Origin of the sequence: Paraburkholderia sp. BL10I2N1 (assembly GCF_004361815.1) — a bacterium.
Taxonomy (GTDB): Bacteria; Pseudomonadota; Gammaproteobacteria; order Burkholderiales; family Burkholderiaceae; genus Paraburkholderia.
Window position 1 is genome coordinate 3,332,159 of record NZ_SNWA01000001.1, and the last position, 23,360, is coordinate 3,355,518.

Annotated in this window: 19 protein-coding genes; 13 read left to right on the forward strand and 6 right to left on the reverse strand. The window is 61.8% G+C overall.

Annotated elements, in window-relative coordinates; genetic code table 11:
• The first annotated feature begins 6 nt into the window (after window positions 1-6).
• Window positions 7-660: a hypothetical protein gene (locus B0G77_RS15505; RefSeq protein ID WP_243751012.1), complete on the forward strand. Its 654-nt coding sequence runs from the start codon at window positions 7-9 to the stop codon at window positions 658-660.
• 499 nt (window positions 661-1,159) lie between these two features.
• Window positions 1,160-2,803, forward strand: a complete 1,644-nt coding sequence (locus tag B0G77_RS15510) for a SagB/ThcOx family dehydrogenase (protein ID WP_133662909.1) — start codon at window positions 1,160-1,162, stop codon at window positions 2,801-2,803.
• Between the two features lie 107 nt (window positions 2,804-2,910).
• Here the strand turns inward: B0G77_RS15510 and B0G77_RS15515 are convergent, their stop codons facing one another.
• On the reverse strand, window positions 2,911-4,617 hold the full coding sequence (locus B0G77_RS15515) for an IS1634 family transposase (protein ID WP_133662910.1): 1,707 nt from the start codon (window positions 4,615-4,617) through the stop codon (window positions 2,911-2,913).
• Between the two features lie 563 nt (window positions 4,618-5,180).
• Here B0G77_RS15515 and B0G77_RS15520 point away from each other — a divergent pair.
• The 3 genes from B0G77_RS15520 to B0G77_RS15530 all read left to right on the forward strand — a co-directional run bounded on the left by B0G77_RS15520 (window position 5,181) and on the right by B0G77_RS15530 (window position 9,177).
• Complete coding sequence (locus tag B0G77_RS15520; RefSeq protein ID WP_133662911.1) at window positions 5,181-6,014, forward strand: NAD(P)-dependent oxidoreductase; 834 nt, start codon at window positions 5,181-5,183, stop codon at window positions 6,012-6,014.
• A gap of 29 nt (window positions 6,015-6,043) precedes the next feature.
• Window positions 6,044-7,336 carry an MFS transporter gene (locus tag B0G77_RS15525; RefSeq protein WP_133662912.1) on the forward strand — a complete coding sequence of 431 codons (1,293 nt, stop codon included), beginning with the start codon at window positions 6,044-6,046 and terminating at the stop codon, window positions 7,334-7,336.
• A gap of 248 nt (window positions 7,337-7,584) precedes the next feature.
• Window positions 7,585-9,177: an aldehyde dehydrogenase (NADP(+)) gene (locus B0G77_RS15530; RefSeq protein ID WP_133662913.1), complete on the forward strand. Its 1,593-nt coding sequence runs from the start codon at window positions 7,585-7,587 to the stop codon at window positions 9,175-9,177.
• A gap of 78 nt (window positions 9,178-9,255) precedes the next feature.
• Here B0G77_RS15530 and B0G77_RS15535 read toward each other — a convergent pair whose 3' ends face one another.
• The 3 genes from B0G77_RS15535 to kdgD all read right to left on the reverse strand — a co-directional run bounded on the left by B0G77_RS15535 (window position 9,256) and on the right by kdgD (window position 12,673).
• Entirely contained in the window at window positions 9,256-9,999 is a 744-nt protein-coding gene (locus tag B0G77_RS15535; protein ID WP_133662914.1) for a FadR/GntR family transcriptional regulator, read from the reverse strand.
• A gap of 166 nt (window positions 10,000-10,165) precedes the next feature.
• Window positions 10,166-11,515, reverse strand: coding sequence for an MFS transporter (locus B0G77_RS15540; protein ID WP_133662915.1), 1,350 nt, complete (start codon window positions 11,513-11,515; stop codon window positions 10,166-10,168).
• A gap of 240 nt (window positions 11,516-11,755) precedes the next feature.
• Window positions 11,756-12,673, reverse strand: a complete 918-nt coding sequence (gene kdgD, locus B0G77_RS15545) for a 5-dehydro-4-deoxyglucarate dehydratase (RefSeq protein WP_133662916.1) — start codon at window positions 12,671-12,673, stop codon at window positions 11,756-11,758.
• Window positions 12,674-12,878: 205 nt separating this feature from the next.
• Here kdgD and garD point away from each other — a divergent pair, with 205 nt between their 5' ends.
• On the forward strand, window positions 12,879-14,465 hold the full coding sequence (gene garD / locus B0G77_RS15550; protein ID WP_133662917.1) for a galactarate dehydratase: 1,587 nt from the start codon (window positions 12,879-12,881) through the stop codon (window positions 14,463-14,465).
• A gap of 87 nt (window positions 14,466-14,552) precedes the next feature.
• Here garD and B0G77_RS15555 read toward each other — a convergent pair whose 3' ends face one another.
• On the reverse strand, window positions 14,553-15,257 hold the full coding sequence (locus B0G77_RS15555; protein WP_133662918.1) for a Crp/Fnr family transcriptional regulator: 705 nt from the start codon (window positions 15,255-15,257) through the stop codon (window positions 14,553-14,555).
• Window positions 15,258-15,447: 190 nt separating this feature from the next.
• Here B0G77_RS15555 and B0G77_RS15560 point away from each other — a divergent pair, with 190 nt between their 5' ends.
• The 5 genes from B0G77_RS15560 to B0G77_RS15580 all read left to right on the forward strand — a co-directional run bounded on the left by B0G77_RS15560 (window position 15,448) and on the right by B0G77_RS15580 (window position 20,793).
• Window positions 15,448-16,215 (forward strand): class II aldolase/adducin family protein, encoded by a 768-nt coding sequence (locus B0G77_RS15560; RefSeq protein ID WP_133662919.1) that lies wholly within the window; start codon window positions 15,448-15,450, stop codon window positions 16,213-16,215.
• Window positions 16,216-16,337: 122 nt separating this feature from the next.
• The gene (locus B0G77_RS15565; protein ID WP_133662920.1) at window positions 16,338-17,381 is read left to right on the forward strand and encodes a 2-dehydropantoate 2-reductase; all 1,044 of its coding nucleotides are present in this window, start codon (window positions 16,338-16,340) and stop codon (window positions 17,379-17,381) included.
• A gap of 154 nt (window positions 17,382-17,535) precedes the next feature.
• Window positions 17,536-18,552, forward strand: a complete 1,017-nt coding sequence (locus B0G77_RS15570; protein ID WP_133662921.1) for an alcohol dehydrogenase — start codon at window positions 17,536-17,538, stop codon at window positions 18,550-18,552.
• Window positions 18,553-18,740: 188 nt separating this feature from the next.
• Window positions 18,741-19,751, forward strand: coding sequence for a D-cysteine desulfhydrase family protein (locus tag B0G77_RS15575; RefSeq protein ID WP_133662922.1), 1,011 nt, complete (start codon window positions 18,741-18,743; stop codon window positions 19,749-19,751).
• 475 nt (window positions 19,752-20,226) lie between these two features.
• The gene (locus B0G77_RS15580; protein WP_133662923.1) at window positions 20,227-20,793 is read left to right on the forward strand and encodes a phasin family protein; all 567 of its coding nucleotides are present in this window, start codon (window positions 20,227-20,229) and stop codon (window positions 20,791-20,793) included.
• Between the two features lie 129 nt (window positions 20,794-20,922).
• On the opposite strand, the gene B0G77_RS43210 is transcribed toward B0G77_RS15580, so the two are convergent.
• Window positions 20,923-21,072 (reverse strand): hypothetical protein, encoded by a 150-nt coding sequence (locus tag B0G77_RS43210; protein ID WP_166656157.1) that lies wholly within the window; start codon window positions 21,070-21,072, stop codon window positions 20,923-20,925.
• On the opposite strand from B0G77_RS43210, the gene B0G77_RS15585 reads away from it, so the two are divergent.
• Together B0G77_RS15585 and phbB are read left to right on the forward strand one after the other, a co-directional pair.
• Window positions 21,071-22,252 (forward strand): acetyl-CoA C-acetyltransferase, encoded by a 1,182-nt coding sequence (locus tag B0G77_RS15585; RefSeq protein ID WP_133662924.1) that lies wholly within the window; start codon window positions 21,071-21,073, stop codon window positions 22,250-22,252. The two genes, B0G77_RS43210 and B0G77_RS15585, sit on opposite strands and share 2 nt — an antisense overlap.
• 244 nt (window positions 22,253-22,496) lie before the next feature.
• Entirely contained in the window at window positions 22,497-23,240 is a 744-nt protein-coding gene (gene phbB, locus B0G77_RS15590) for an acetoacetyl-CoA reductase (protein WP_133662925.1), read from the forward strand.
• The last annotated feature ends 120 nt before the right edge of the window (window positions 23,241-23,360 follow it).

A 23,360-nucleotide genomic window follows, 5' to 3' on the forward strand; every position in this document is an offset into this window, starting at 1 on the left:
GGAGCGATGTTTTCGCGCGTCGTTGCGCTGCTCGAGCGCAGGGACATGCCGCGCGACCGCTTCGTGACGATGGCGGCGATTGCGGCACATGCGCGACGCTTTGGCACCGATCCGGCAGGCCTGACGGCGGGCAATAACTTCAGCGCGCCAGAGCTTGCCCACTTCTTCGAGGTGGCCCGCCAGCAGCACGTGGTGCTGACGAACGGCGAGAACACGCTGCGCTCGATCCTTGTTCGCTGGAGGCTGATACGCGAGGAAACAGGAAGCCGGCAAGCCGTCAGCGCGCGAGACTTTCTGATCACGATTCCGGGGCTTGGAACGGCGCCCGGCGGGGAGGTGATCGACAGGCCGGTCAGGGCGGCGATACTCAGTCACGAACTGGGACACTGGCAATATTTTTCCGATGCGGCTTACGCGCACGCCTGTCGTTCGTTCTGGTGGCAAAAGCTAGGTTATGCGGAGCGTGCGGAGTTGACGCGCCAACTGGAGGGCATGGGGTACGACCCAAGCGACCGGATCGTGATCGACGAAACGCAAGCCTATCTGCTGCATACTCCCGCACCGTATATGCCGCTTGCCGACACGCCGGGCTCCGGCGGGATCGATGTGGCGAAGGTGAAGCGCAGACTGGAGCAAAGCGTGGCCGACGCGCATCGATAGGGCTGGGAGCGTTCCCAGTCAGGCGTTTTCGGTGCTATGACAATCGAGTGATCGCCAGATGCGATCATTCGGATCCCCAATGAGAATGCGCGAAAACGAAGCCCCACAGGCGACACACCGGTAGTGCTCAACCGCTGGTACTCCGCAGAGCTCACCGACGCCTAGCAGGGCGAACCCCTGGCGCCGGTCTGTTGTCGAAGGGCGGCCATGAAGGTCCGTACACAATTCGCAGGCTGCCATGTTGCGCTCCCCCTTACGGCTTACGCGTCGAGCGTATCACGATCCGGCGAGGCGTCAGAATTCCGTCGGGGCAAGTGACCCACTACCCCCGAGGTAGTTGGCGCACGTCGAGCTAACCCGTCGCCCCGGCAAACTCGGTGCGCAGGTCGTGCAATTGCTGGCGAGCCTTGTGCGAGCGCTCGACGAGTTGCAGGACTACACTGAGGTGTGACAAATCCGGACCAGCAATCCTGGCGAATTCGACATTGAGGCAGCGCTCATGGATGCGTTCGATGTTTCGAACAAGGGTGTGTGGTACCCGTTGAACCTGTTGGCCGACGCACATCTGCTTGAATATCACGAACGCAGCAAGCACCGCGTCAACTGCTATGCGCCAGGCCCTATGGGCCTCGACTGGGCAACCCAGCCGGACCCGTTCCGCGTCTTTCACAGCGCTCCGCGCATGGGTCTGCCGTTAGCCGCGGACACTCTGGCCACACGCTACAACGAGCTGCGCCGCGGTGTTCTACCGCCCGCGCAGAAATTCGATATTTCCACTCTGGCAATCCTTTTCGAGCTCTCGCTCGGTCTGTCGGCGTGGAAATCTTATGGCGCCCAGCGATGGGCGTTGCGCTGCAACCCTTCGAGCGGAAATCTCCATCCCACCGAGGGCTATCTTCTATGTCCTGCGCTTTCCGGCGTGTCAGGCGGGGTCCACCACTACCTGAGCCGGGATCATGTGCTCGAACATCGCGCGGCGATCGATGACCCGCAGTGGGATGAGGCGTTCCGAGGCAGTGGTGTTCTGGTCGGCATAACCTCGATTCACTGGCGCGAGGCGTGGAAATACGGCATGCGCGCCTGGCGCTACTGCCAGCATGATTGCGGGCACGTCATCGCCGCGCTGAGTTACGCCGCGGCCGCGCTCGGCTGGCAGACGCGACTGATGGAGGCCGCTGGGGACGATGTCGTGACCAACCTCCTCGGATTGAACCGCGACGAGGATTTCTGCGTTGACGAAGCAGAAGTAGCGGATGCCCTGTTGTGGATAGGCGATCCTGAACGACTGCCTGATCTTGAGCGTATGCGGACCGCTTTGAATCAGGCGACGTGGCATGGATCCGCGAACCCGCTAAGCCCCGGACATGTAACGTGGCCGGATATCGATTCGATCCAGCGCGCCACGTATAAGTCCTGTACTCGCGAGCCGACCCCGCGGCATCTGGAGCCGCGTCCATTGCCTGGGTTGCCTGCCCTCGACCTCAGCTTTGCGAGGATCGCGAGGCAGCGTCGCAGCGCTGTGAATTTCGACGCTAAGGCGCGCATCACCGACGCGGCCTTTTTCAGCATGCTGGCGTGTCTGCTGGCTCGCAGCGACACGCCGCCGTGGAATGCGCTGACGTCGCTTGCCGAGGTCCATCCGGTGTTACTGGTGCACCGCGTGGACGGGCTGGAGCCAGGCCTGTATGTGCTTGTGAGAGATCCTGGCGCGCTGCCGCCTCTCAGGCAGTCAATGCGTCCAGAATGGCTGTGGCGGAAAACCGGACCAGACTATCTGCCGCTGTATCTGCTGCTGCCTTACGATCTGCGCGGCGCGGCAAAATTGATCTGCTGCCACCAGGATATCGCCGCCGACTCCTGCTTTGCGCTCGGGATGCTCGCGAGATTCGAGATCGCCTTGAAGCAACCATGGCGCTATCGCCATCTGTTCTGGGAATGCGGCATTCTCGGGCAGGCCCTCTATCTCGAAGCCGAAGCTGCCGGCCTGAGTGCTACGGGTATTGGCTGCTTTTTCGACGACGAAATGCACGGGCTGCTTGGGGTACAGAATCACAACTGGCAAAGCCTGTATCACTTCACGATTGGCGGGGCGGTGGCCGATCCGCGGCTGTCCGCATTTCCGCCTTATGAAGTTCAGCCTTGAGGCGCACGCCTCGCGTTCTGTCTCCTTAGACTGAAGTTGCTGCACCCGCGACGCAAAGTTTTCTTTTGAATCAACCGGTTGCGGTTGATTCAGTGTTGGGCTGCTGCCTACAAGGCGATGGACTTCAGCAGCTCAAGGGCTTGCCGCTGTTTGGCGTCGGGTGCCGTATCGAGGGTGAAGGTGGCTTCGTGTGCAGCCGCGCCTGGGTGATGGCAGGCATTGCGCACGATGGTGCTGAGGTGGTGTAGCAGCGAATCGAAGCTGTGCACGCAGGTGCCGTCGTCCAGCGTCCTGTTCGAGACTTTGCGCAATGCGTTGGCCGAGCGCCTGGCCGGAGCGACCGGATCGCGTTGCGCCTTGGCCGCCTGGTCTTCGTCCGCGAACAGCAGTGGGCGCCAGGCCTGCATCATGTGCCATTTGACGTAGTAGGCGAGCATGCACAGCAGCAGGTGGGCACGCACCCGGTCGGCCAGGCGGTGATAGATCGGCCGCACCTCGAGGTCCACGCTCTTCATGGAACGGAAGGCCTGCTCGACCTGACTGAGGCTCTTGTAATTGCGCACGACGTCATCGCTGCCCATGCGCTCTTGCGCTACCGCGGTGCGGATCACGTAGATGCCGTCGAGGCTGGCTTCCTGCGCCACCCGTGCGTCGTTGATCGTGTACCCAAACGAGGCGTCACCCATTTCCAGATCAAGGTGCTTGCCGACCTTGTGGCGGTTGAGCACCTTGCCCACGCACAGGCCGATGCGGTCCTGGCCTTTCAGGCGCCCGGCGGCCACCCGCAGGCGGATCGGTTCGAGCAGTGCAACAGTGGCCTCCAGCAGCGCCTGGCGCTTGTGGGCCCGCCTCTTCGCCAGTTCGGGGTTGCGGCAGGCCACCAGGCGCTCGCCCGGATAGTCGGCGTGGGTAAATTCGAACAGGTTGCGCTCATCAAAGAGCCCGAGCTGCAATGCCCCCTCGCTGGCCAGCACACGCAGGCTGCCGGTCTTCAGTGCGGTGATCCACTGTAATCCGGCGTCGGCCCTGAGCGCATCGATATGGGTCTGGGCGATCATGCCGCGGTCGCCCACCAGCACCATCTCGTCGATGCCAAAGCGCTCACGCAGTTGCCTGACCTGTGGCATGAACGTGTGCGCATCGGCCGTGTTGCCCTCAAACACCGAGATGGCAACCGGCACGCCGCGCGCATCGGTAAGCAGTCCATAGTTGACCTGCAGCTTGCCGCGCTTGCCGTCACGGTTGTACCCGAGGGCGGCCAGCTCACAGGTGCTGCCCTCGAAGTAGCTCGAACTCAGGTCATACAGCACGATGCCACCGGGCTGCAGATAACGCTGCGCGAGCTTGCCCTGGATCGCATCCTGACGCTCGAGCAGCCAGTCCATTGCGGCGTACAGCGCCTGCTCGTCGCAGACGTCGAGCTCAAACAGTTCCGGCAAGGTGGTGGTGTCCCACCAGCGCGTGGTGGCCAGCTTGCTGTGGGGGCTCAGTATCCGCGCAGCGATCATGGCCAGCACGCGCTGGCGTTCTGCACATGGGCGTGTCGACAGCAGCTGCGGCAGCCCCAGGCGCTGCATGGCCAGCCAGACCGCCTGCACATGACCGTGATGTCGTGAGCCATCGATCTCGAAGAGGGACGCCGGCGCGACCAGCTTCTCGCCGCGCAGCACCTGGCGGATCAGCTCGATCTGGTCGGCGGGCAGCGCGGAGAGATTGGCGAGGGTGCGCTTTTTGACGGTCTTGCCATCGCGGTAGGACTCGCGCAGCAGCACGGTCGGTGGCGAGTCGCGGTTGGGGATGACGTGAATGTGCATGCCCACTTTATAGATTAACCATCCAAAAATTCAAGGAGTAAAATTAGTAATTACATGCCTACATTTTTTGCATCCTAAAAAACCCGGCGCCGCCACAGGCCGGGCTTTTCAGTCAAAAGATTAGGTTTTTGGGAAGCAACCTCAGCTTAGAGGAGTTGTCTCAACCTTTCCAGACTTCAATGCTCCTTGGCTCAGGATGATCACGCTTTGTAGTAGGACATCGTATCTGTTAAAACGTTGTTTCTTACGGAATTTCGCCAAATCTTAGCTGCAATGGGTTCAAATTGCTCAGGGTAAACGCCAAATTGTAATTCATCGGTGCATCGATGATAGTACGTCATCGTATGAGTTACTTGCGGGTCACGAAGAGGGCGACGGAGATCGCCCCCGCCAGGCACTTCCAGTCAGCCCGAACCTCAATGCCCCGCGTAGGGGCTAAACGAGCGTTGACGCGCCGCTTTTAGCCGGCAGGTATCAGGTTTGTCTGCGGGCCGATGTCAGCGGCCTCGGGCCGGGCCGGACGACGGCTAAATCGCCCGCACTGTTGTAAAGGAACCCTGGTAATGAAGATTGCGCTTAGTGGAGCCGGCGGCCAGCTCGGCTCGGTAGTGCGTACCGCATTGCTCGCACGTAGCGTGCCGTTGCGCTCGGCCGGGGGCTCCCGCCCTCTGGCTCCCCTGGTGGAGGGAGAGGATCTGATGCACGGCGATCTGCGCGAACGTGGCGTCGTCGATCGCCTGCTGGAGGGGGTGGATGTGCTGATCCACTTTGCGGGCACAAGCGTGGAGCGTCCGCTCCCCGAGATCATCGACAACAACCTGCGTGCTCTGGTCGAGGTTTACGAAGGTGCGCGGCGGCACGGCGTACGGCGTGTGGTGTTCGCCAGTTCGAATCACGCAATCGGCATGTACCCGGTCACCGAGCACCTCAGTCTCGACTGCGAGTTGCGTCCCGACGGTTTTTACGGCTTGAGCAAAGTCTGGGGCGAATCATTGGCGCGCATGTATTGGGACAAGCACGGCATCGAGACTATTTGCGTGCGCATCGGCAGTTGCATTGAGCGTCCGACCGAGCCGAGGCACCTGAGCACCTGGTTCGGACACCGCGATCTGCTGCATTTCATCGACCGCTGTATCGAGGCCACCGACGTCGGCTTCATGGTCGTCTGGGGTGTCTCTGCCAACAAGCGCAGCTGGTGGGATAACCGCGGCGCCGAGCGTCTCGGTTACCAGCCGACTCAGGACGCCGAGGAATATGCCGCGGAGGTGCTCGCGCGGCCTAACCCGCTCGACGCTTTGGGTCAACGCTATCAAGGCGGCAGCTTCGTCGGCATCGATTACTCGCGTGCGGACACCGACGCCAACGCTTCAACCGCTCGATCCAGCAAGCCGGTTTGATTCAGTACAGATTTTGAGGAGACATAGCAGTGAAAGTTAAAGGCATACGCTGGTGGATGGTGAGCCTCGTCGCGGCCGGGCTGATCATCAATTACCTCGCACGGAACACGCTGTCCGTGGCCGCGCCCACGCTGATGAAAGACCTTGACATCAGCACATTGCAGTACTCGCATATCGTTGTCGCTTGGCAGTTGAGTTACGCGTTCATGCAACCGGTCGCCGGCTACCTGCTCGACGCTATCGGTACCAAGATCGGTTTTGCGGCCTTCGCCGTGGCGTGGTCGTTGGCCTGCGCGGCGGCAGCATGGGCCACGGGCTGGCGAAGCCTTGCGTTCTTCCGCGGGCTTCTCGGTATCGCAGAAGCGGCCGGCATACCCGCCGGCGTCAAGGCGACGACCGAGTGGTTTCCGGCCAAAGAGCGTTCGGTGGCGATTGGCTGGTTCAATATCGGCTCTTCCGTCGGAGCATTGCTCGCGCCGCCACTGGTTGTCTGGGCCTTGCTGCATGGGCAATGGCAATGGGCCTTCCTGATCGTGGGCGGGCTGGGGCTCGCGTGGAGCGCCGTGTGGATGCTGTTGTACAAGCACCCCCGTCACCAGAAGCTGCTCTCCGACGTCGAACGGGACTACATCCTTAGCGGCCAGGAGGCGCAGTTCACCGATAGTAGCGTCGCCAAACGTAAGTGGACTGAGATGCTCGGCAGTCGCGATTTCTGGGCGATCGGCGTCCCCCGGATTCTTTCCGAGCCGGCCTGGCAGACCTTTAATGCCTGGATTCCGCTCTACATGATGACCGAGCGGCACATGAATCTTAAGGATGTCGCGCTGTTCGCCTGGATGCCGTTTCTGGCTGCGGACATCGGCTGCGTGCTCGGGGGCTACCTCAGCCCGTTTTTCCACAAATACGCGAAGGTTTCGTTGTTCACGTCGCGCAAGATGGTTTTCGTCTTTGGTGCCCTCTGCATGATCGCGCCGGCATCCGTTGGGCTGGTGGCCGGCCCTTACGTGGCCATTGCGCTGCTGTGCATCGGCGGCTTTGCGCACCAGACCTTGTCGGGGGCGCTGTACGCGATCACTTCCGACATCTTCGGCAAGAACGAAGTTGCCACAGCCACAGGGATGGGCGGTATGGCGGGCTACCTGGGTGCGGCGGCATTCACTGCATTGTTCGGTGTGCTGGTCACGCAGGTTGGCTACAGCCCGCTGTTTGTCGTTCTGGCCGTGTTCGACCTCATTGCGGCTGTTGTGGTGTGCGTGCTGGCGAGAGACAGGGATCGGACGCCGCTGCAGCACTTTGGAGCAGCAAGTCCGGCAATCAAATAAGCAATTGTCGGGAAGTTGATTGCCTGCGGCTGCCGTGATCCGCGGTCGCAGGACTCCAATATCGCCGGTTCGCGGCGGGCGAATGTTGTAAGTCGTCATACGACGTGTTTGATGTTTGCATCGACGCGGTCAAGATAATGGCCCTGCACCCTGTAATCTGAAAGCACCAATACGGGTGTGTCTTGCGCTCCCGACCTTCAGTGTTATAGGATGACTGATATCAATCGGAGTCATCAAGGAAACGCAAAATGTCTATTACCGGCGAAATGCTGATTGGCCGTCAGGCGGTGCGCGGCGACGAAAAGCCTTTACGCGCTTTTAATCCCGCTACAGGTTCCGACATCGCTGAGCCCGTATTCGGTAGCGGAACAGTTGCGAACGTGCACGAGGCCTGCGAACTGGCCGCGAAGGCGTTCGACCCGTACCGGCAACTGCCGCTTGCGACGCGCGCCGAGTTTCTGGAACGCATTGCAGACGGCATCACGGCGCTCGGTGACGTATTGATCCAACGTGCGCATGAAGAGTCGGGGCTGCCAAAAGCGCGTCTCGAAGGTGAGCGCGGTCGCACGACGGGCCAGCTCAAGCTGTTTGCACAAGTCGTGCGTGCCGGTCAGTGGCTCGCCGCGACACTCGATTCGCCGCTGCCGGAGCGCAAGCCGTTGCCGCGCTCCGACCTGCGGATGCAAAAAATTCCGTTGGGCCCGGTTGCCGTGTTTGGCGCAAGCAATTTCCCGCTCGCCTTTTCGGTGGCCGGCGGCGATACCGCTGCGGCGCTCGCAGCGGGCTGCCCGGTGGTGGTGAAGGCGCATCGCGCTCACCTCGGGACCTCGGAGATGGTGGGCCGGGTCATCCAGCGCGTCGCGCGGGAAATGGATCTGCCTGAAGGCGTGTTCTCGATGATCGTGGGAGCGGGAAGCTCGGTTGGCGAAGCGCTGGTTGCACACCCGGCGATCAAGGCAGTCGGCTTCACGGGCTCGCGCGCGGGCGGTACCTCGCTGATGCGGGTCGCCGCTGCCCGCCATGAGCCGATTCCGGTGTACGCCGAAATGAGCAGCATCAACCCGGTGTTCCTCCTGCCGGGCGCGCTTGCAACTCGCGCAGACGCCATCGCGCGCGGTTTTGTCGACTCGCTCGTGCTCGGAGCGGGGCAGTTCTGTACCAATCCGGGCCTCGCGATTGCCGTCGATAGCGACGCGCTCAAGGATTTCGTTGCGACGGCGTCTGCGGCATTGGCTGCCAAGCCGGCGCAAACCATGCTCACCGCCGGCATTCACGCGGCGTATGAGGACGGGGAGGGCAAGCTGGCCGGTACCCAGGGTGTAGAAGCTGTTGCTCACGGCACTGCGCCGACCGGACCGACGCAGGCGCGCGCTGCACTGTTCGTCACGGATGCCCGGACCTTTCTTTCGACCCCGGCGCTGGAAGATGAAGTTTTTGGCCCTGCGTCGACGATCGTGCGCTGCAAGGATGAACAGGAGTTGCTGGAGGTGGCTGAGCATTTTGCCGGCCAGCTCACCGCCACGTTGCAGATGAGCGGCGGCGATCTGTCTGCCGCACGAAAGCTGGTTCCAGTTCTGGAGCGCAAAGCCGGACGCATTCTGATCAACGGTTTTCCGACGGGTGTCGAAGTTTCGCACGCGATGGTGCATGGCGGTCCGTTCCCCGCCACGTCCGATAGCCGGGTGACTTCAGTCGGGACGACGTCGATTGAGCGTTTCCTGCGCCCGGTGTGTTATCAGGATTTCCCGGCTGACCTGTTGCCCGAGGCATTGGCCGACAGCAACCCGCTGGAGTTGTGGCGCCGCGTGGATGGGGAAATCACGCGCAGCCGGGCGTCGTAGCTCGGTGTCCTGAATGAACAGACAGAAATGGCCGGGATTCCCGGCCATTTTCTTTATGACTTCATCAACAGTCAGTCGTCAGGTGTTCGCTTCGGCGGCTTCGTTGGCACGCCGCAGGCGCTCACGGCTGTTCGACAGGTGCATGCGCATTGCCGCCCGCGCGCCTTCTGCGTCGCGCCGGGTGATTGCTTCAAGGATGCTTTCGTGCTCGAGATTCACCAGCGTGAGGTAGGCGTCGGGGTCCGCGTGGGCGATGCCGGCTGAGTCGAGACGCTTGCGCGGAATCAGCGCACTGCCAATCTGCGTAAGGATGTCGACGAAATACCGGTTGCCCGTCGCGCGTGCGAGGGAGGTGTGAAACTGGAGATCGGCTTCGACGCTGTCGCGGCCGTTACGGCGTGTGGCCTCGATCGCGTCGAGCGCTGCGCGCATACGCGCGATATCTTCCGGTTGCGCACGTTGGGCGGCAAGACCTGCGCATTCCGTTTCCAGGCTGATGCGCAACTCGAGGACGGACAGGACATCCTGCAAGGTTGTCGCCGGCACCATCTCGATACCGAGCTTTTCACGCGGCGGCTCCAGTACAAAGCTGCCGATGCCGTGCCGCGTCTCGATGATCTTGCCCGCCTGCAGGCGTGAAATCGCTTCGCGGATAACGGTGCGACTCACGCTCAGCGTGACCATCAGTTGCGACTCGGTCGGTAGCTTGTCGCCGGGTTTCAGGACGTTGGACGCAATCTGCTCGGTGACGTAGTTGACGACAAACTCGGCCAGGTTACGGGCGCGTCGTGGCGGTGAGGTGGAAACCGCAGGTGTTGCCATCGAAAACGCTCCTCAAATCAAATAGTTGCTGTACTTCGTGTTTTTTATTATACCGTCGTCCGATGACTGATCATACTGCGCGTGGGTGGGGAACGGCGGGATTGATTGCCAGGATCTCCGGCCTCATCCTGGCCTTTTCAAGGAAAGCGCCAGCGGCGGGTTCAGCCTACGCCTGACGCAGTTCGACCCGCTTGATGTCCTTCACGATCACGAGGTAACTGAACACAGTGAGCAACGCATTGAGTCCGACGAAAACCAGCGCGCCATTGAACGATCCGGTTTTTGCGACGAGGTAGCCGATCACGATCGGCGTCACGATCCCGGCAATATTGCCGAACATGTTGAAGATCGAGCCCGACAGGCCGATCGCTTCTTTCGGCGACGTATCGGCGACAACCGCCCAGCCCAGTGCCCCTACGCCTTTGCCGAAGAACGCAAGGGACATGAGTGCAACGACGATCCAGTCTGCGGTGACGTAGTTGCAGCCGATGATGCACACGGACAACAGCATGCCGCCGACAATCGGCACCTTGCGCGCAACCGTGAGCGAATGCCCATGACGGATGAGCGAGTCCGACAGGATGCCGCCGAGCACGCCCCCGGAAAAGCCGCAGATGGCGGGCAGCGACGCGACGAGACCTGCCTGCAGGATTGTCATCCCGCGCGCCTGAACGAGATAAATCGGAAACCAGGTAAGGAAGAAGTAGGTCAGGACGTTGATGCAATACTGGGCAAGGTACACGCCGAGCAGCATCCGGTTGCTCAGCAACCGGCGCACGAGCGCCCAGCCGCTGTTTTGTGCGCCAACACCGGGCGCTGCTTTTTTCTGCCCATTCGCGACGCCGCCGCCCTGCTCGATATAGTCGAGTTCAGCGCGGTTGACCCGCGGGTGATCCGCGGGATTTTTCATCACCTTCAGCCAGGTGAGCGCGAGCACCAGGCCGCCAGCCCCCATCACCAGATAGACCTCGTGCCAGCCGAACGCGTGCGTGAGCCAGGCCATCAGCGGCGTAAATACCACTGCCGCGAAGTATTGAGCCGAGTTGAAAACGGCGGACGCAGTGCCACGCTCGGAGGTTGGGAACCAGCTCGCGACGACTTTGGCGTTGGCGGGGAACGCAGGAGATTCGGCCGCACCCATCGCGAAGCGTAAGACGAACAATGCGGTGACCGCCGCGGCAGCGCTGCCCAACAAACCGATCGAGCTTTGCAACAGGGTGAACAGGGACCAGAGAAAGATGCTTGCGGCGTAGACGCGGCGCGCGCCGAAACGGTCAAGCAGCCATCCGGCCGGCAACTGGGAGAGTACATAGGCCCAGCTGAATGCAGAGAAGATGTAACCCATCTTGATAGCATCGAGGCCGAATTCGCCGCGCATGGCGGACCCGGTGACGGACAGGGTTGCCCGGTCGGCGTAATTGAACGTCGTAATGACAAAGATCAGCAGCAGGATCGTATAGCGGACGTTCGTGCGCTTCGCGATGTCGGCGGGGTTCGCCGTTTGGCTCGTTTCCATGATGATCTCCTGAAATCCGGACATGGGAGAAAAGCTCCCGAGCTTCGATGTGTTCTGGCAGACGGCCTGTACGAACCATCCCTCTGTAAAAAACGCTGAGTGCTTACCTGCGGGCAATCTGGACGGCCGCGCCTCGCACGCGCAAAAATGCCCGGCAACGTTTCCGTTCCGGGCGTTTCAGGTCGCCACGATGCGGGCGCGGTAAGTCGCGCGCGGGCAGGCTCTTGCGTCCAGCTGTACCTACTGGGCGCCCAGCTTCTTGATGAGCGCGTCCAGTTGGCTCATTTCGTCCTCGGTCAGGTCGGTCAACGGTGCGCGCACCGGACCTGCGCTATGACCGACCAGCTTCGCCCCCGCCTTCACGATGCTGACCGCGTATCCCGCGCGACGATTGCGGATGGCCAGATAGGGCAGGAAGAATTCGTCGATCAGCTTGCCCGTCGTTTCGTGGTCGTTGGCTGCAATCGCGCGGTAGAAATCCATCGCGGTCTTCGGGATGAAGTTGAACACCGCCGACGAATACACCGGAACGCCAAGTGCCTTATAGGCAGCGGCGTAGACCTCTGCCGTCGGCAGGCCGCCGAGGTACGAGAAGCGCTCGCCGAGGCGGCGACGGATCGTCACCATGTTCTCGATCTCGCCCACGCCGTCCTTGAAGCCGATCAGGTTCGGGCAGCGATCGGCCAGGCGTTCGAGCATATCGGCGTTGAGCTTCGAGTTCGCGCGGTTGTAGATGATCACGCCCATCTTCGGCACCGACTTGCACACCTCTTCGGCGTGCGCGGCGATGCCTTCCTGGCTTGCTTCGGTGAGATAGTGGGGCATCAGCAGGATGCCGTTTGCGCCGCTGCGCTCGGCTTCCTGAGCGTAGGCGATCGCGACGCGCGTCGGGCCGCCCGCGCCAGCGATGATCGGCACCTTGCCCTTGCAGACTTCAGTGGCGGTGCGCACGACGTTCGAATAGTCGCTGTGCGTCAGCGAGAAGAATTCGCCCGTGCCGCCTGCGACGAACAGCGCGGAGGCGCCGTACGGCGCGAGCCATTCGAGTCGCTCGGCATAGGTGTCGGCGCGGAAGTCGCTCTTTTCATCGAAGTCGGTGACGGGAAAGGAGAGAAGGCCTTCGGAAACGATCTGCTTGAGTTCTTGCGGTGTCGTCATGATTGAGTGTCCAGGGCAACAAGTTTGGTTACGTGTAGTTCTTATACGTCATCGTACAACAAGGCGATGCGCCTATCAACCACGATTCGCGTAATAATACAGCGTATAGGGGTAAACACGAAAATGGTTTGCCACACTGATGTTGTAGGATGACGTATGAATTAGCTCGGCGTGCAGGCGCCGATGCGCCAAAAGGATCGATGCAATGGAACAGTCTCCGCTTTACATCCGCGTTCACCCGAACGACAACGTTGCAATTGTCGTCAACGATGGTGTTCTGGGAGAGGGCGCAGTATTTGCCGATGGCCTGGCGCTGCGCGAGCGCGTGCCGCAAGGACACAAGGTCGCGCTGGTGGACCTCGCCGAAGGCGACGAAGTCGTGCGCTACAACGTGATCATCGGTTATGCGCTGAAGGCGCTGCCCAAGGGCAGCTGGGTCAACGAGCACGTGATTCGCATGCCCAGTCCGCCCGGCCTCGAAGATCTGCCGATCGCGACCATCCAGCCTCCGCCCATGCCGCCGCTCGAGGGCTATACGTTCGAGGGCTACCGCAACGCGGACGGCTCGGTGGGCTCGCGCAATATCCTCGCGATTACCACCACGGTGCAGTGCGTGGCAGACGTGGTCGAGCACGCGGTCAAGCGTATCAAGGCCGAACTGCTGCCGCACTATCCGAACGTCGACGACGTGGTCGGGCTGGGGCACACCTACGGCTGTGGCGTCGCAATCGATGCCCCCGACGCGATGATCCCGATTCGCACCGTGCGCAACATCAGCCTGAATCCGAATTTCGGCGGCGAGGTGATGATGGTCAGCCTTGGCTGCGAGAAACTGCAGCCCGAGCGCCTGATGCCTCCTGGCACGATCCCCATCGTCAACACGATGGACGATGACGTCGCAGATGTCGGCGACCTCGACGCGGATCTGAACGGAGATGTCGTCGTCCTGCAGGATCAGGATCACGTGGGCTTCCAGTCGATGATCAACTCGATCATGAAGACTGCTGAAGGTCATCTGAAGCGGCTCAACAACCGGCGTCGCGAAACCTGCCCGGCATCGGATCTGGTGATCGGTGTGCAATGCGGCGGCAGCGACGCCTTCTCCGGGTTGACTGCCAATCCCGCCGTCGGTTTCGCAACTGACCTGCTGGTGCGCGCGGGGGCGACGGTCATGTTCTCCGAAGTCACCGAAGTTCGCGATGGTGTCGAGCAACTGACGGCGCGCGCCGCCAACCCGGACGTAGCAGCGGCGATCATCCGCGAGATGCAGTGGTACGACAATTATCTCAAGCGCGGCGGCGCCGACCGCAGCGCCAACACGACACCTGGCAACAAGAAGGGCGGCCTGTCGAACATCGTCGAAAAGGCGATGGGTTCGATCATCAAGTCGGGCAATTCGGCTATCTCAGGCGTTTTGTCTCCCGGCGAGAAGGTCCGGCAGAAAGGCTTGATCTACGCGGCGACGCCGGCAAGCGATTTCATCTGCGGCACGTTGCAACTGGCAGCCGGCATCAACCTCCACGTGTTCACTACGGGGCGCGGCACGCCGTACAGCCTGGCGGAGGTGCCCGTCATCAAGGTGGCGACGCGCTCGGACCTCGCGCGCCGCTGGCACGATCTGATGGACGTCAACGCCGGCACCATCGCGACGGGCGAGGCCACCATCGAAGACATTGGCTGGGAACTGTTTCGCCTGATGCTGGACGTGGCGAGCGGACGCAAGCAAACCTGCGCCGAGAAACTCAAGCTTCACAATGCGTTGACGCTGTTCAACCCGGCGCCGGTGACCTGATGTTCGCGCAGGCGCGCGTGATACCTGGCAGGTGTACCGATATCCCTGGCGGCGCGCCCACCACGACATGACGATGCGTCGCGACCGTTACGGATCTGAAACGCCGACACTGGCCGCGCGCAACCGGTCGAAATCCAGAATGACGATCTCCCCGAACTTCAGGCTCAATATGCGTTGACTCTCGAGGTTCTTGAGCAACTGATTCGTGGTCTGTCGCGACAGGGACACCATTGAAGCGAGACTGTCTTGCGAGAGCCTTATCCGGCTCTGCGTGGCGTTGAGGCCGCCATAACCTCCCGCGATCATCAACAGACGGTTCGCCACGCGCTGCGCCGCGGGCAACACTGCCATCGCTTCGGTGTTCTCGAACGAAACCCGAAGTCTTTGCGCCATCAACAACGCAAAATCGCGCCAATAGTGCGGCGTGGATTCGAGCAGACTACGGAGCGCGGTCTCGGGTACGTGCAGCAAAAGCGTCCTGCTGATCGCGGTGGCGTCGTGCGGACGTGGCAGCCCATCGAACAGCGAGATTTCCCCCACCCATGCAGTCGGTCCGAGTACCGCGATCAACGCCTCCTTCCCGTCCACCCCGACTGTGCCGATAGCCAGTGCGCCGCCCAGCACGGCGTACAGGCCAGACGACTGTTCGCCGCGTCGATACAGGAAGTGGCCTTTTTCCAGCCGGAGCAGGCTGGCATGACTGACCAGATCGTCGCGCAACTCGACGGGCAGGCCGCGGAACCACGGAGTCGTTTCGGGTTGCGACCGGTAGCGGTGCAGGCTGGATTCCATAGGCGCTTCGACCTGTCGGGTATCGGACAGATTTTAGGCGGGTTTAGGGACATCATGTGGGCACGCATCCGACGACCCGCTTGCGATGGCACGTGACGTACCTCGTTGCGTTGTACGGATCGCGTTTGCCATCGCAGCGTGTCACCTCGGGTTAATCCATTGCCTGAATCATCGAACAAGGAGCGTCGACATGATCTCATCTGATGTAAGCCTGAAGAACGATGTATCGCCTGCCGAATGGGAAGCGCGAGTCAATCTCGCAGCGGCGTACCGCCTCACTGCGCTGTTTGGCTGGGACGACCTCGTGTTTACGCACATCTCGGTGCGCGTGCCTGGCCCGGATCACCATTTCCTGATCAACCCGTACGGCATGATGTTCGACGAGATCACGGCGTCCTCGCTGGTCAAGGTCGATCTCGACGGCCGCAAGGTTTCCGCGTCGCCGTATGACGTCAATCCGGCCGGCTTCACGATCCATAGCGCGGTGCATGCGGCGCGCGAAGACGCCCTTTGCGTGATGCACGTCCACTCGATCAACGGCGTCGCCGTGTCGGCGCAGGAAGCGGGGCTGCTGCCGCTGTCTCAGCAGTCTCTGGCCGTGCTGGCGTCCCTCGGCTACCACGACTACGAGGGCATCGCACTCAATGAAGGCGAGAAGCCTCGCCTCGTTCGCGACCTGGGAAGCAACACTTACCTGATGCTGCGCAATCACGGCCTGCTGACCGTTGGCGGGACGCCAGCGGACGCCTTCGTCGCGATGTACTTCTTCGAAGCGGCTTGCATGATCCAGGTGCGTGCCCAGGCGGGCGGCGCAAAGCTGCTTCCCATTGCGCAGCCGATACTCGAAGGCATCAAACAGCAGATCGGGCAGGTGACGAGGGGTGTCAGCCCTGGAGCGTTGGTATGGCCCGGGCTGCTGCGTCGGCTCGATCGCCGCAACCCCGGCTATGCGGACTAGTCGTGTCGATTGGCACGCGCCGCGCGATTGCGATGCGCGGCGCGAACGGCGGGAGCGCATTGGGCGAGGTCAGCCGGTTCGACGCAACGCCGATGTCAAGACCAGGTCACTTGAGAAACGGTATGGCGAAAATCTGTATCTACGGCGCGGGTTCCATCGGCTGCTATATCGGCGGACGGCTTCTTGCCGGGGGAAGCGAAGTCAGTTTTGTTGGGCGTGCGCGCATCGGCGACCAGTTGCGCCGGCAAGGCCTCATGCTGTCGCAGTACGACGATCGCCGCTGGCATGTGCCGCCGGAGCGGATCGACGTATCGACGGACGGAGCGACGGCCGCCGCAGCTGATCTCGTGCTGGTGACCGTCAAGTCTGCCGCGACACCGGCGGCCGCGGCAGAACTGGCGAACGTGCTTCGCCCCGGCACCATTGTCGTCAGCTTCCAGAACGGAATCGGCAACGCGGACGTGCTGCGCGCCGCGCTCCCGCAAAACACGGTGCTGGAGGGCATGGTGCCGTTCAATGTCGTCGAACGCGGCCCCGGCGCATTTCATCAGGGTTCAGCGGGCGAACTGGAGATCAGGCATGCGCCGGCCTTGCAGCCGTTCGTCGACGAGTTCAGGAAAGCGGGGCTGCCGCTGACCCAGCACGCCGACATGCTGCCGGTACAGTGGGCGAAACTGCTGCTCAATCTCAACAATGCCATCAACGCGCTATCGAACCGGCCTTTGAAGGAAGAGCTCTCGCAACGCCCCTACCGGATCTGTCTTGCCATGGCGCAGAAGGAGGCGCTCGCGCTTCTGAAGCGGGCGAACGTGCGGCCGGCCAGGGTGACGCCGCTTCCGGCCCGCTGGATCCCGCGTGCTCTCGGCCTGCCCGATGCATGGTTCGAGCGGTTGGGCTGCGCGATGCTGACCATCGATCCGCTCGCGCGCTCGTCGATGTCCGACGATCTGGCGGCGGGACGCGCCACGGAAATCGACTGGATAAACGGCGAAGTCGTGCGCCTTGCCCAACGCCTCGGGCGGACGGCGCCGGTGAACGAGCGGCTATGCGCGCTCGTGAGGGAAGCCGAGCGATGCGACGTGCGTCCGTCATGGCCGGGCGACGCGCTGCTGGCCGAACTGCGGGCGGCGGTGAGTGCCCCTTCGGCGTGGCACGACGGGAACTGAATGCCCGCGAACGACGACCCGGAATCGGCCTGGCTTGCCGAACATCCCATCGAACATGGCGTAAGCTGAGCGCTTGACCGGTTGATGGCGTTGGCGGCGAACCTGCGAACGGGGTCGGTCAACCCGCGTTCGCGTCTTTCAAGGGAAGAAAGCGATGCGGACAATGAAAGCAGTACAGGTGACTGAGGCTGGTGGTCCTCTGGAACTTGTCGAACGGGCTGTGCCAGAGCCCGGCGAAGGACACGTGCTCATCAGGATCCAGGCCTGTGGCATCTGCCACAGCGACGTGCTGACGAAAGATGGCCTGTGGCCAGGCCTGCAATATCCCCGCGTTCCGGGACACGAGATAGCCGGTGTAATCGATACCGTCGGCGCGGACGTCGAAGGCTGGCAGAAAGGGCAGCGCGTCGGCGTAGGCTGGCACGGCGGACATTGCGGACGGTGTGAGCATTGTCGCCAGGGCGACTTCGTTCTGTGTCAGCGCGCGCTCGTGCCCGGCATCAGCTACGACGGCGGCTATGCCGAATACATGGTGGCGCCGGTCGAGGCATTGGCGCGCGTTCCGGACGATCTGTCCGATGTCGACGCAGCGCCGTTGCTTTGCGCGGGCATTACCACTTTCAATGCTTTGCGCCACAGTGGCGCGCGTGCCGGAGATGTGGTCGCGATTCTCGGGATTGGCGGTCTGGGCCATCTCGGTGTGCAATTCGCGCGGAAGATGGGTTTTCGCACGGTGGCGATTGCCCGCGGGCAGGACAAAGCGGCGCTCGCGAAGCAACTCGGTGCACACCATTACATCGACAGCAAGGCGGAAAACGTTGCCGAGGCACTGCAGGCGCTTGGCGGAGCGCGGGTCATTCTTGCGACCGTGACCAGCGGCAAGGCGATGAGCGCTGCAGTCAGAGGTCTTGGTTTGAACGGCAAGCTGATCATGGTTGGACTGTCCGAGGAGCCTGTCGAAGTCCCGATCGGACAGTTCATCATGGGACGGAATTCGGTACAGGGCTGGCCGTCGGGTACGTCGGCGGATTCGCAGGACACGCTGGCCTTCAGCGCGCTGACAGGCATCAAGCCGATGATCGAGGAGTTTCCGCTCGCTCGCGCAGCCGAAGCCTATGAGCGCATGATGAGTGGCGCCGCGCGCTTCAGGGTTGTGCTGAAGACTGCCTAGCGAGAGCGTGAAATCGCAGCCCGACTACGTGCGGACCGACGAGGGCGTGTCGCAACGTGCGTGGAACTTGCTGAACGGGCAGGGTACACAGGCGAATGCGGTCTGTGCAGTTCCGTGCTGGCCATCGTGTCCGCCGTGCAATGAACTGCGCGCGCCGGGGTGAAACTCTTGCATCATGAACTGCCGACATGACTTCTCCGAAACTGGATCTATCCGTATTTCCCCGCTTTGCTCTTCTTGAAGGGCTGACGCCGGTTCAACGTCTTTCCCGCCTGAGCAGCGCCCTCGGTGAGGTGGAGATCTTCGTCAAACGAGATGACCTGAATGGCCTCGGCGGCGGAGGCAGCAAGGTTCGGAAGCTCGAGTTCCTGATCGGTGAAGCCCTGGCGAGCGGGGCGGACACGATTATCACGGTGGGCGCGCGTCAATCGAACCACGCGCGCCTGACCGCGGCCGCGGCTGCGAGGGCGGGGCTCAAATGCGAACTCGTGCTGACCAGAGTGGTGCCGCGTTATGACGACGACTACATCGAGAACGGCAACATCCTGCTCGACAGTCTGCTTGGCGCACAGATCCACGATCTTCCGGCTTCCGCCAACGCCCTGGCGTTCGCGGAAGAGCGCGCGGACACGTTACGTGCGCAAGGACGCAGCGTGTATGTGTGCCCCCTCGGCGGTTCAAGTGCCGTCGGTTGTCTCGGCTATGCCGACTGCGCGGGGGAAATCGCAGCGCAAGCCGACGCGTCGGGGATCTCGTTTGACCATATCGTCGTGCCGAACGGAAGTGGCGGAATGCATGCCGGGCTGGTCGCGGGCGCTCTTGCGCTCGGCAAATCGCCGACGTCCATTATTGGGTACACCGTCCTTAGCCTGGCCGATCAGGCGCGATCCGTCACACTCGACAAGACGAGGCAGACGCTCGGCTTGATCGACCCCACTCTGACCGTTCCCGACGACGCCATCATCATCGACGGCGGGCAACTGGGCGAAGGGTACGGAATACCGACAGACGGAATGCACCATGCAGTCCGTCTGCTGGCTTCGTCGGAAGGATTGCTGATCGACCCGGTGTATGGCGGCAAGGCGTTTGCTGGTCTCCTGCGCGATGTGGAAACCGGTAGATATCGCCCCGGACAGCGCATTCTGTTCGTTATGACAGGCGGATTGCCGGGGCTGTTTGCATATCGTAGTGCGTTCTAACGTGTCTGCCTTGGCCTGGTGATGGCTGCACGAAGCTGCGTATCAAGCGGTGCGTCGCCCTTCGACGGGGTATCCTGGATCGGAATGGCCTGGCGTCGAAGCATGACCCGGCGAAATGAGGCTGTCCGACGAAGCACTGCGTCAATACGAGGGCACGAGCGGTGTTTTTAAACTTTCACATCATCACGGTATAAGAGACGCTGCCGACCGGCCTCAAGAGGAAGCATGGCGCCCACCACAAGCCGTTTCGGCCGTACGAGCGTGCATTCATCATACATATTGGCTAAGGGTATTTACCTAGATTAATGTATCTCAAATACCTGAAACGGTACGTTAGAATCATTACTCTAATTGTGCGTCGCACAAGTGGCGACGCGCGCCCGGCAAGGCAAATCCCGCAGGCCGAGGCACCAGGATTTCGTTTCCCTCTGACACCCGTCAGGCATGTGTTGAGTTGAACTAACGGAGAACATGAATGAGCGTTTTCACACCTGAGCAACTCGTATCGGCGCAGCAAGGCAACGTTACAACCCTGTTCGCGTTGACGAATCAGGCGTTTGAAGGTTTTCAAAAGCTGGTTGAACTGAATCTGCAGGCAGCGAAGTCTGCGCTCGCAGAGAGCGAAGCAGGCTGGCAGGAAGCGCTGTCCGGGAAGGCGCCGGGGGCATTCTTCACGAGCCAGGTCAGCGCCGCACAGCCCGCAGCGGAGAAGGTGCTGTCGTATAGCCGTCACCTGTATGAAATTGCGTCCGGCACCCAGGCAGAGTGCCTGAAGATTGCGCAGGCGCAATACGAACAGCAGACCCGCAACGCGCAAACGCTGGTCGACGATTTCGCGAAGAACGCGCCCGCCGGTTCTGAAGCTGCCGTCACAGCACTGAAGTCGGCATTGTCGACTGCCAGCCTGACCTATGAAACGGTGCGCAAGGCTGCCACGCAGGCGATCGAAGCGGCGCAAGGCAACTTTGCCGCTACGACTGCCGCTGCTTCGAAGGCTGGCCAGCAGGCCGCGGCGCAAGTGTCGCGCGCAGCGAAGCAGTAGCCCATCGCAAGCTGAGCGGTTGTCGCGGCGCTGAGCGAAGCGATCAGCTCTATTCATGGACCGGCCCCGAATCTGCTCGGGGCCGGTCCGCCTGTCGCGAAGCTCGGCCCGCTGATCGCCGTCACCCGTTCAGGCGTCGTGGGTGAGGGTGATACCCGCGAATGCCAGGGACGAGAGGAGCGGGCAACCGACTGGTGCCTGCAGGTTTTTTTTCTCTTCGAGTGCCATGACAGATCCTTCGGTGCTCAACGCCATCTGCTGCATATAGGGAATAGACATGACTGATGTTGTGATCGTATCGGCCGCGCGTACAGGTGTCGGCAAATTCGGCGGATCGGTTGCGAAGATCGCGGCGCCCGAACTCGGCGCCACGGTGATCCGCGCCGTCCTCGAACGCGCGGGCCTGAAGCCAGAGCAGGTCAGCGAAGTGATCATGGGTCAGGTGCTGACGGCCGGTTCCGGCCAGAACCCGGCCCGTCAGGCCCTGATCAAGGCGGGGCTGCCTTCAGCCGTGCCGGGAATGACGATCAACAAGGTCTGCGGTTCGGGCCTGAAAGCCGTGATGCTGGCCGCCAACGCGATCATCGCGGGCGACGCGGATATCGTCGTTGCAGGCGGCCAGGAGAACATGAGCGCCGCGCCGCACGTGCTGCCGGGCTCGCGCGACGGCTTTCGCATGGGCGACGCGAAGCTGGTCGACAGCATGATCGTCGACGGCCTGTGGGACGTGTACAACCAGTATCACATGGGCGTCACGGCCGAGAACGTGGCGAAGGAATACGGCATTACGCGCGAGCAGCAGGATGCGTTCGCGGCTTTGTCGCAGAATAAGGCGGAAGCCGCACAGAAGGCAGGCCGTTTCGATGCTGAAATCGTGCCGGTCGAGATACCGCAACGCAAGGGCGAGCCGCTGCGCTTTGCCAGCGACGAATTCGTGCGCCACGGCGTGACAGCCGAATCGCTGGCGGGCCTGAAGCCGGCCTTCTCGAAGGAAGGCACGGTGACGGCGGCGAACGCGTCGGGTCTGAACGACGGGGCGGCGGCCGTGATCGTGATGTCGGCGAAAAAGGCCGAGGCGCTCGGTCTTACGCCGCTCGCGCGCATCAAGGCTTATGCGAATGCGGGCGTCGATCCGAAGGTGATGGGCATGGGCCCGGTGCCGGCCTCGCGTCGCTGTCTGGAGCGCGCGGGCTGGAGCCCGGCGGATCTGGACCTGATGGAAATCAACGAGGCGTTTGCCGCGCAGGCGCTCGCCGTGCACAAGCAGATGGGCTGGGACACGTCGAAGGTCAACGTGAATGGCGGCGCGATTGCGATCGGCCATCCGATCGGCGCGTCCGGTTGCCGTATTCTCGTCACGCTGCTGCACGAAATGCAGAAGCGCGACGCGAAGAAAGGTCTGGCGTCGCTGTGTATCGGCGGCGGCATGGGCGTCGCGCTCGCAGTCGAGCGTATCTGATCGTTCGTATAACTCATAGTCAAGCGGTGCGCCTGAGCGGTGTCTGAATTCCCTCGGGCGCACTGGATTTCATTCGCGCAATATCAGTAGTCAACAAAAACCCGCGCAGTTCAATCAATGCTGACCGACCACCTCGCGGGGATGTCGAGGCGGCGATGCATTGAGGCAAACCAATGGCGGGCTGTGCGGGACGGCCATTGGATATTCATGATCCTCGCAGATACTACGATCACGGATGGAAAGGATGACGAAACGAATCGCTGTAGTAACAGGCGGAATGGGCGGCCTTGGAGAAGCGATCAGTACGAAACTGCATGATGCCGGTTATGTTGTGGTGGTAACGCATTCGCCGAATAACAGTGGCGTTGCCGCGTGGCTGTCGAGCATGGAAACCCAGGGCCGGAACTTTCGCGCGTATCCGGTCGATGTCGCTGATTACGACTCGTGCCAGCACTGCGTGGCGAAAATTCAGGTCGAGGTCGGCCCTGTCGACATTCTGGTGAACAACGCCGGGATCACGCAGGACATGACGCTCAGGAAGATGGACAAGGTCAACTGGGACGCGGTCGTCCGGACCAATCTGGATTCGGTCTTCAATATGACCAAGCCGTTGTGTGAAGAGATGGTCGCACGTGGCTGGGGGCGCATCATCAATATCTCTTCGGTCAATGGGTCGAAGGGTTCCGTCGGTCAGACCAACTACGCGGCAGCCAAGGCCGGCATGCACGGCTTTACGAAGTCGCTGGCGCTTGAAGTGGCGCGCAAAGGCGTGACCGTCAACACGATTTCGCCAGGCTATCTCGCCACCAAAATGGTCACTGCGATTCCGCAGGAAATTCTGGACACAAAGATCCTGCCGCAGATTCCGGTCGGTCGGCTCGGTCAGCCGGACGAAGTCGCTGCGCTCGTCCGCTATCTGTGCTCGGACGATGCAGGTTTCGTGACCGGTTCCAATATCGCCATCAATGGCGGCCAGCACATGCATTGATGCGGCAGATTCAGACGCAGTAGCGCCATCGCCACAATCGGTCGTTCGATTGTGGCGATTGTGCTTTAGAGGCGATTTCTTTCACCTGGTGGAGTTCTCGACGGGCGGGGCGCTTGTGCG

Bases quoted from the DNA above. Each gene is read 5' to 3' on its own strand.
- B0G77_RS15505 (WP_243751012.1), top strand. From the start codon at position 7: ATGTTTTCGCGCGTCGTTGCGCTGCTCGAGCGCAGGGACATGCCGCGC.
- B0G77_RS15510 (WP_133662909.1), top strand. From the start codon at position 1,160: ATGGATGCGTTCGATGTTTCGAACAAGGGTGTGTGGTACCCGTTGAAC.
- B0G77_RS15515 (WP_133662910.1), bottom strand. From the start codon at position 4,617: ATGCACATTCACGTCATCCCCAACCGCGACTCGCCACCGACCGTGCTG.
- B0G77_RS15520 (WP_133662911.1), top strand. From the start codon at position 5,181: ATGAAGATTGCGCTTAGTGGAGCCGGCGGCCAGCTCGGCTCGGTAGTG.
- B0G77_RS15530 (WP_133662913.1), top strand. From the start codon at position 7,585: ATGTCTATTACCGGCGAAATGCTGATTGGCCGTCAGGCGGTGCGCGGC.
- B0G77_RS15535 (WP_133662914.1), bottom strand. From the start codon at position 9,999: ATGGCAACACCTGCGGTTTCCACCTCACCGCCACGACGCGCCCGTAAC.
- B0G77_RS15540 (WP_133662915.1), bottom strand. From the start codon at position 11,515: ATGGAAACGAGCCAAACGGCGAACCCCGCCGACATCGCGAAGCGCACG.
- kdgD (WP_133662916.1), bottom strand. From the start codon at position 12,673: ATGACGACACCGCAAGAACTCAAGCAGATCGTTTCCGAAGGCCTTCTC.
- garD (WP_133662917.1), top strand. From the start codon at position 12,879: ATGGAACAGTCTCCGCTTTACATCCGCGTTCACCCGAACGACAACGTT.
- B0G77_RS15555 (WP_133662918.1), bottom strand. From the start codon at position 15,257: ATGGAATCCAGCCTGCACCGCTACCGGTCGCAACCCGAAACGACTCCG.
- B0G77_RS15560 (WP_133662919.1), top strand. From the start codon at position 15,448: ATGATCTCATCTGATGTAAGCCTGAAGAACGATGTATCGCCTGCCGAA.
- B0G77_RS15565 (WP_133662920.1), top strand. From the start codon at position 16,338: ATGGCGAAAATCTGTATCTACGGCGCGGGTTCCATCGGCTGCTATATC.
- B0G77_RS15570 (WP_133662921.1), top strand. From the start codon at position 17,536: ATGCGGACAATGAAAGCAGTACAGGTGACTGAGGCTGGTGGTCCTCTG.
- B0G77_RS15575 (WP_133662922.1), top strand. From the start codon at position 18,741: ATGACTTCTCCGAAACTGGATCTATCCGTATTTCCCCGCTTTGCTCTT.
- B0G77_RS15580 (WP_133662923.1), top strand. From the start codon at position 20,227: ATGAGCGTTTTCACACCTGAGCAACTCGTATCGGCGCAGCAAGGCAAC.
- B0G77_RS15585 (WP_133662924.1), top strand. From the start codon at position 21,071: ATGACTGATGTTGTGATCGTATCGGCCGCGCGTACAGGTGTCGGCAAA.
- B0G77_RS43210 (WP_166656157.1), bottom strand. From the start codon at position 21,072: ATGTCTATTCCCTATATGCAGCAGATGGCGTTGAGCACCGAAGGATCT.
- phbB (WP_133662925.1), top strand. From the start codon at position 22,497: ATGACGAAACGAATCGCTGTAGTAACAGGCGGAATGGGCGGCCTTGGA.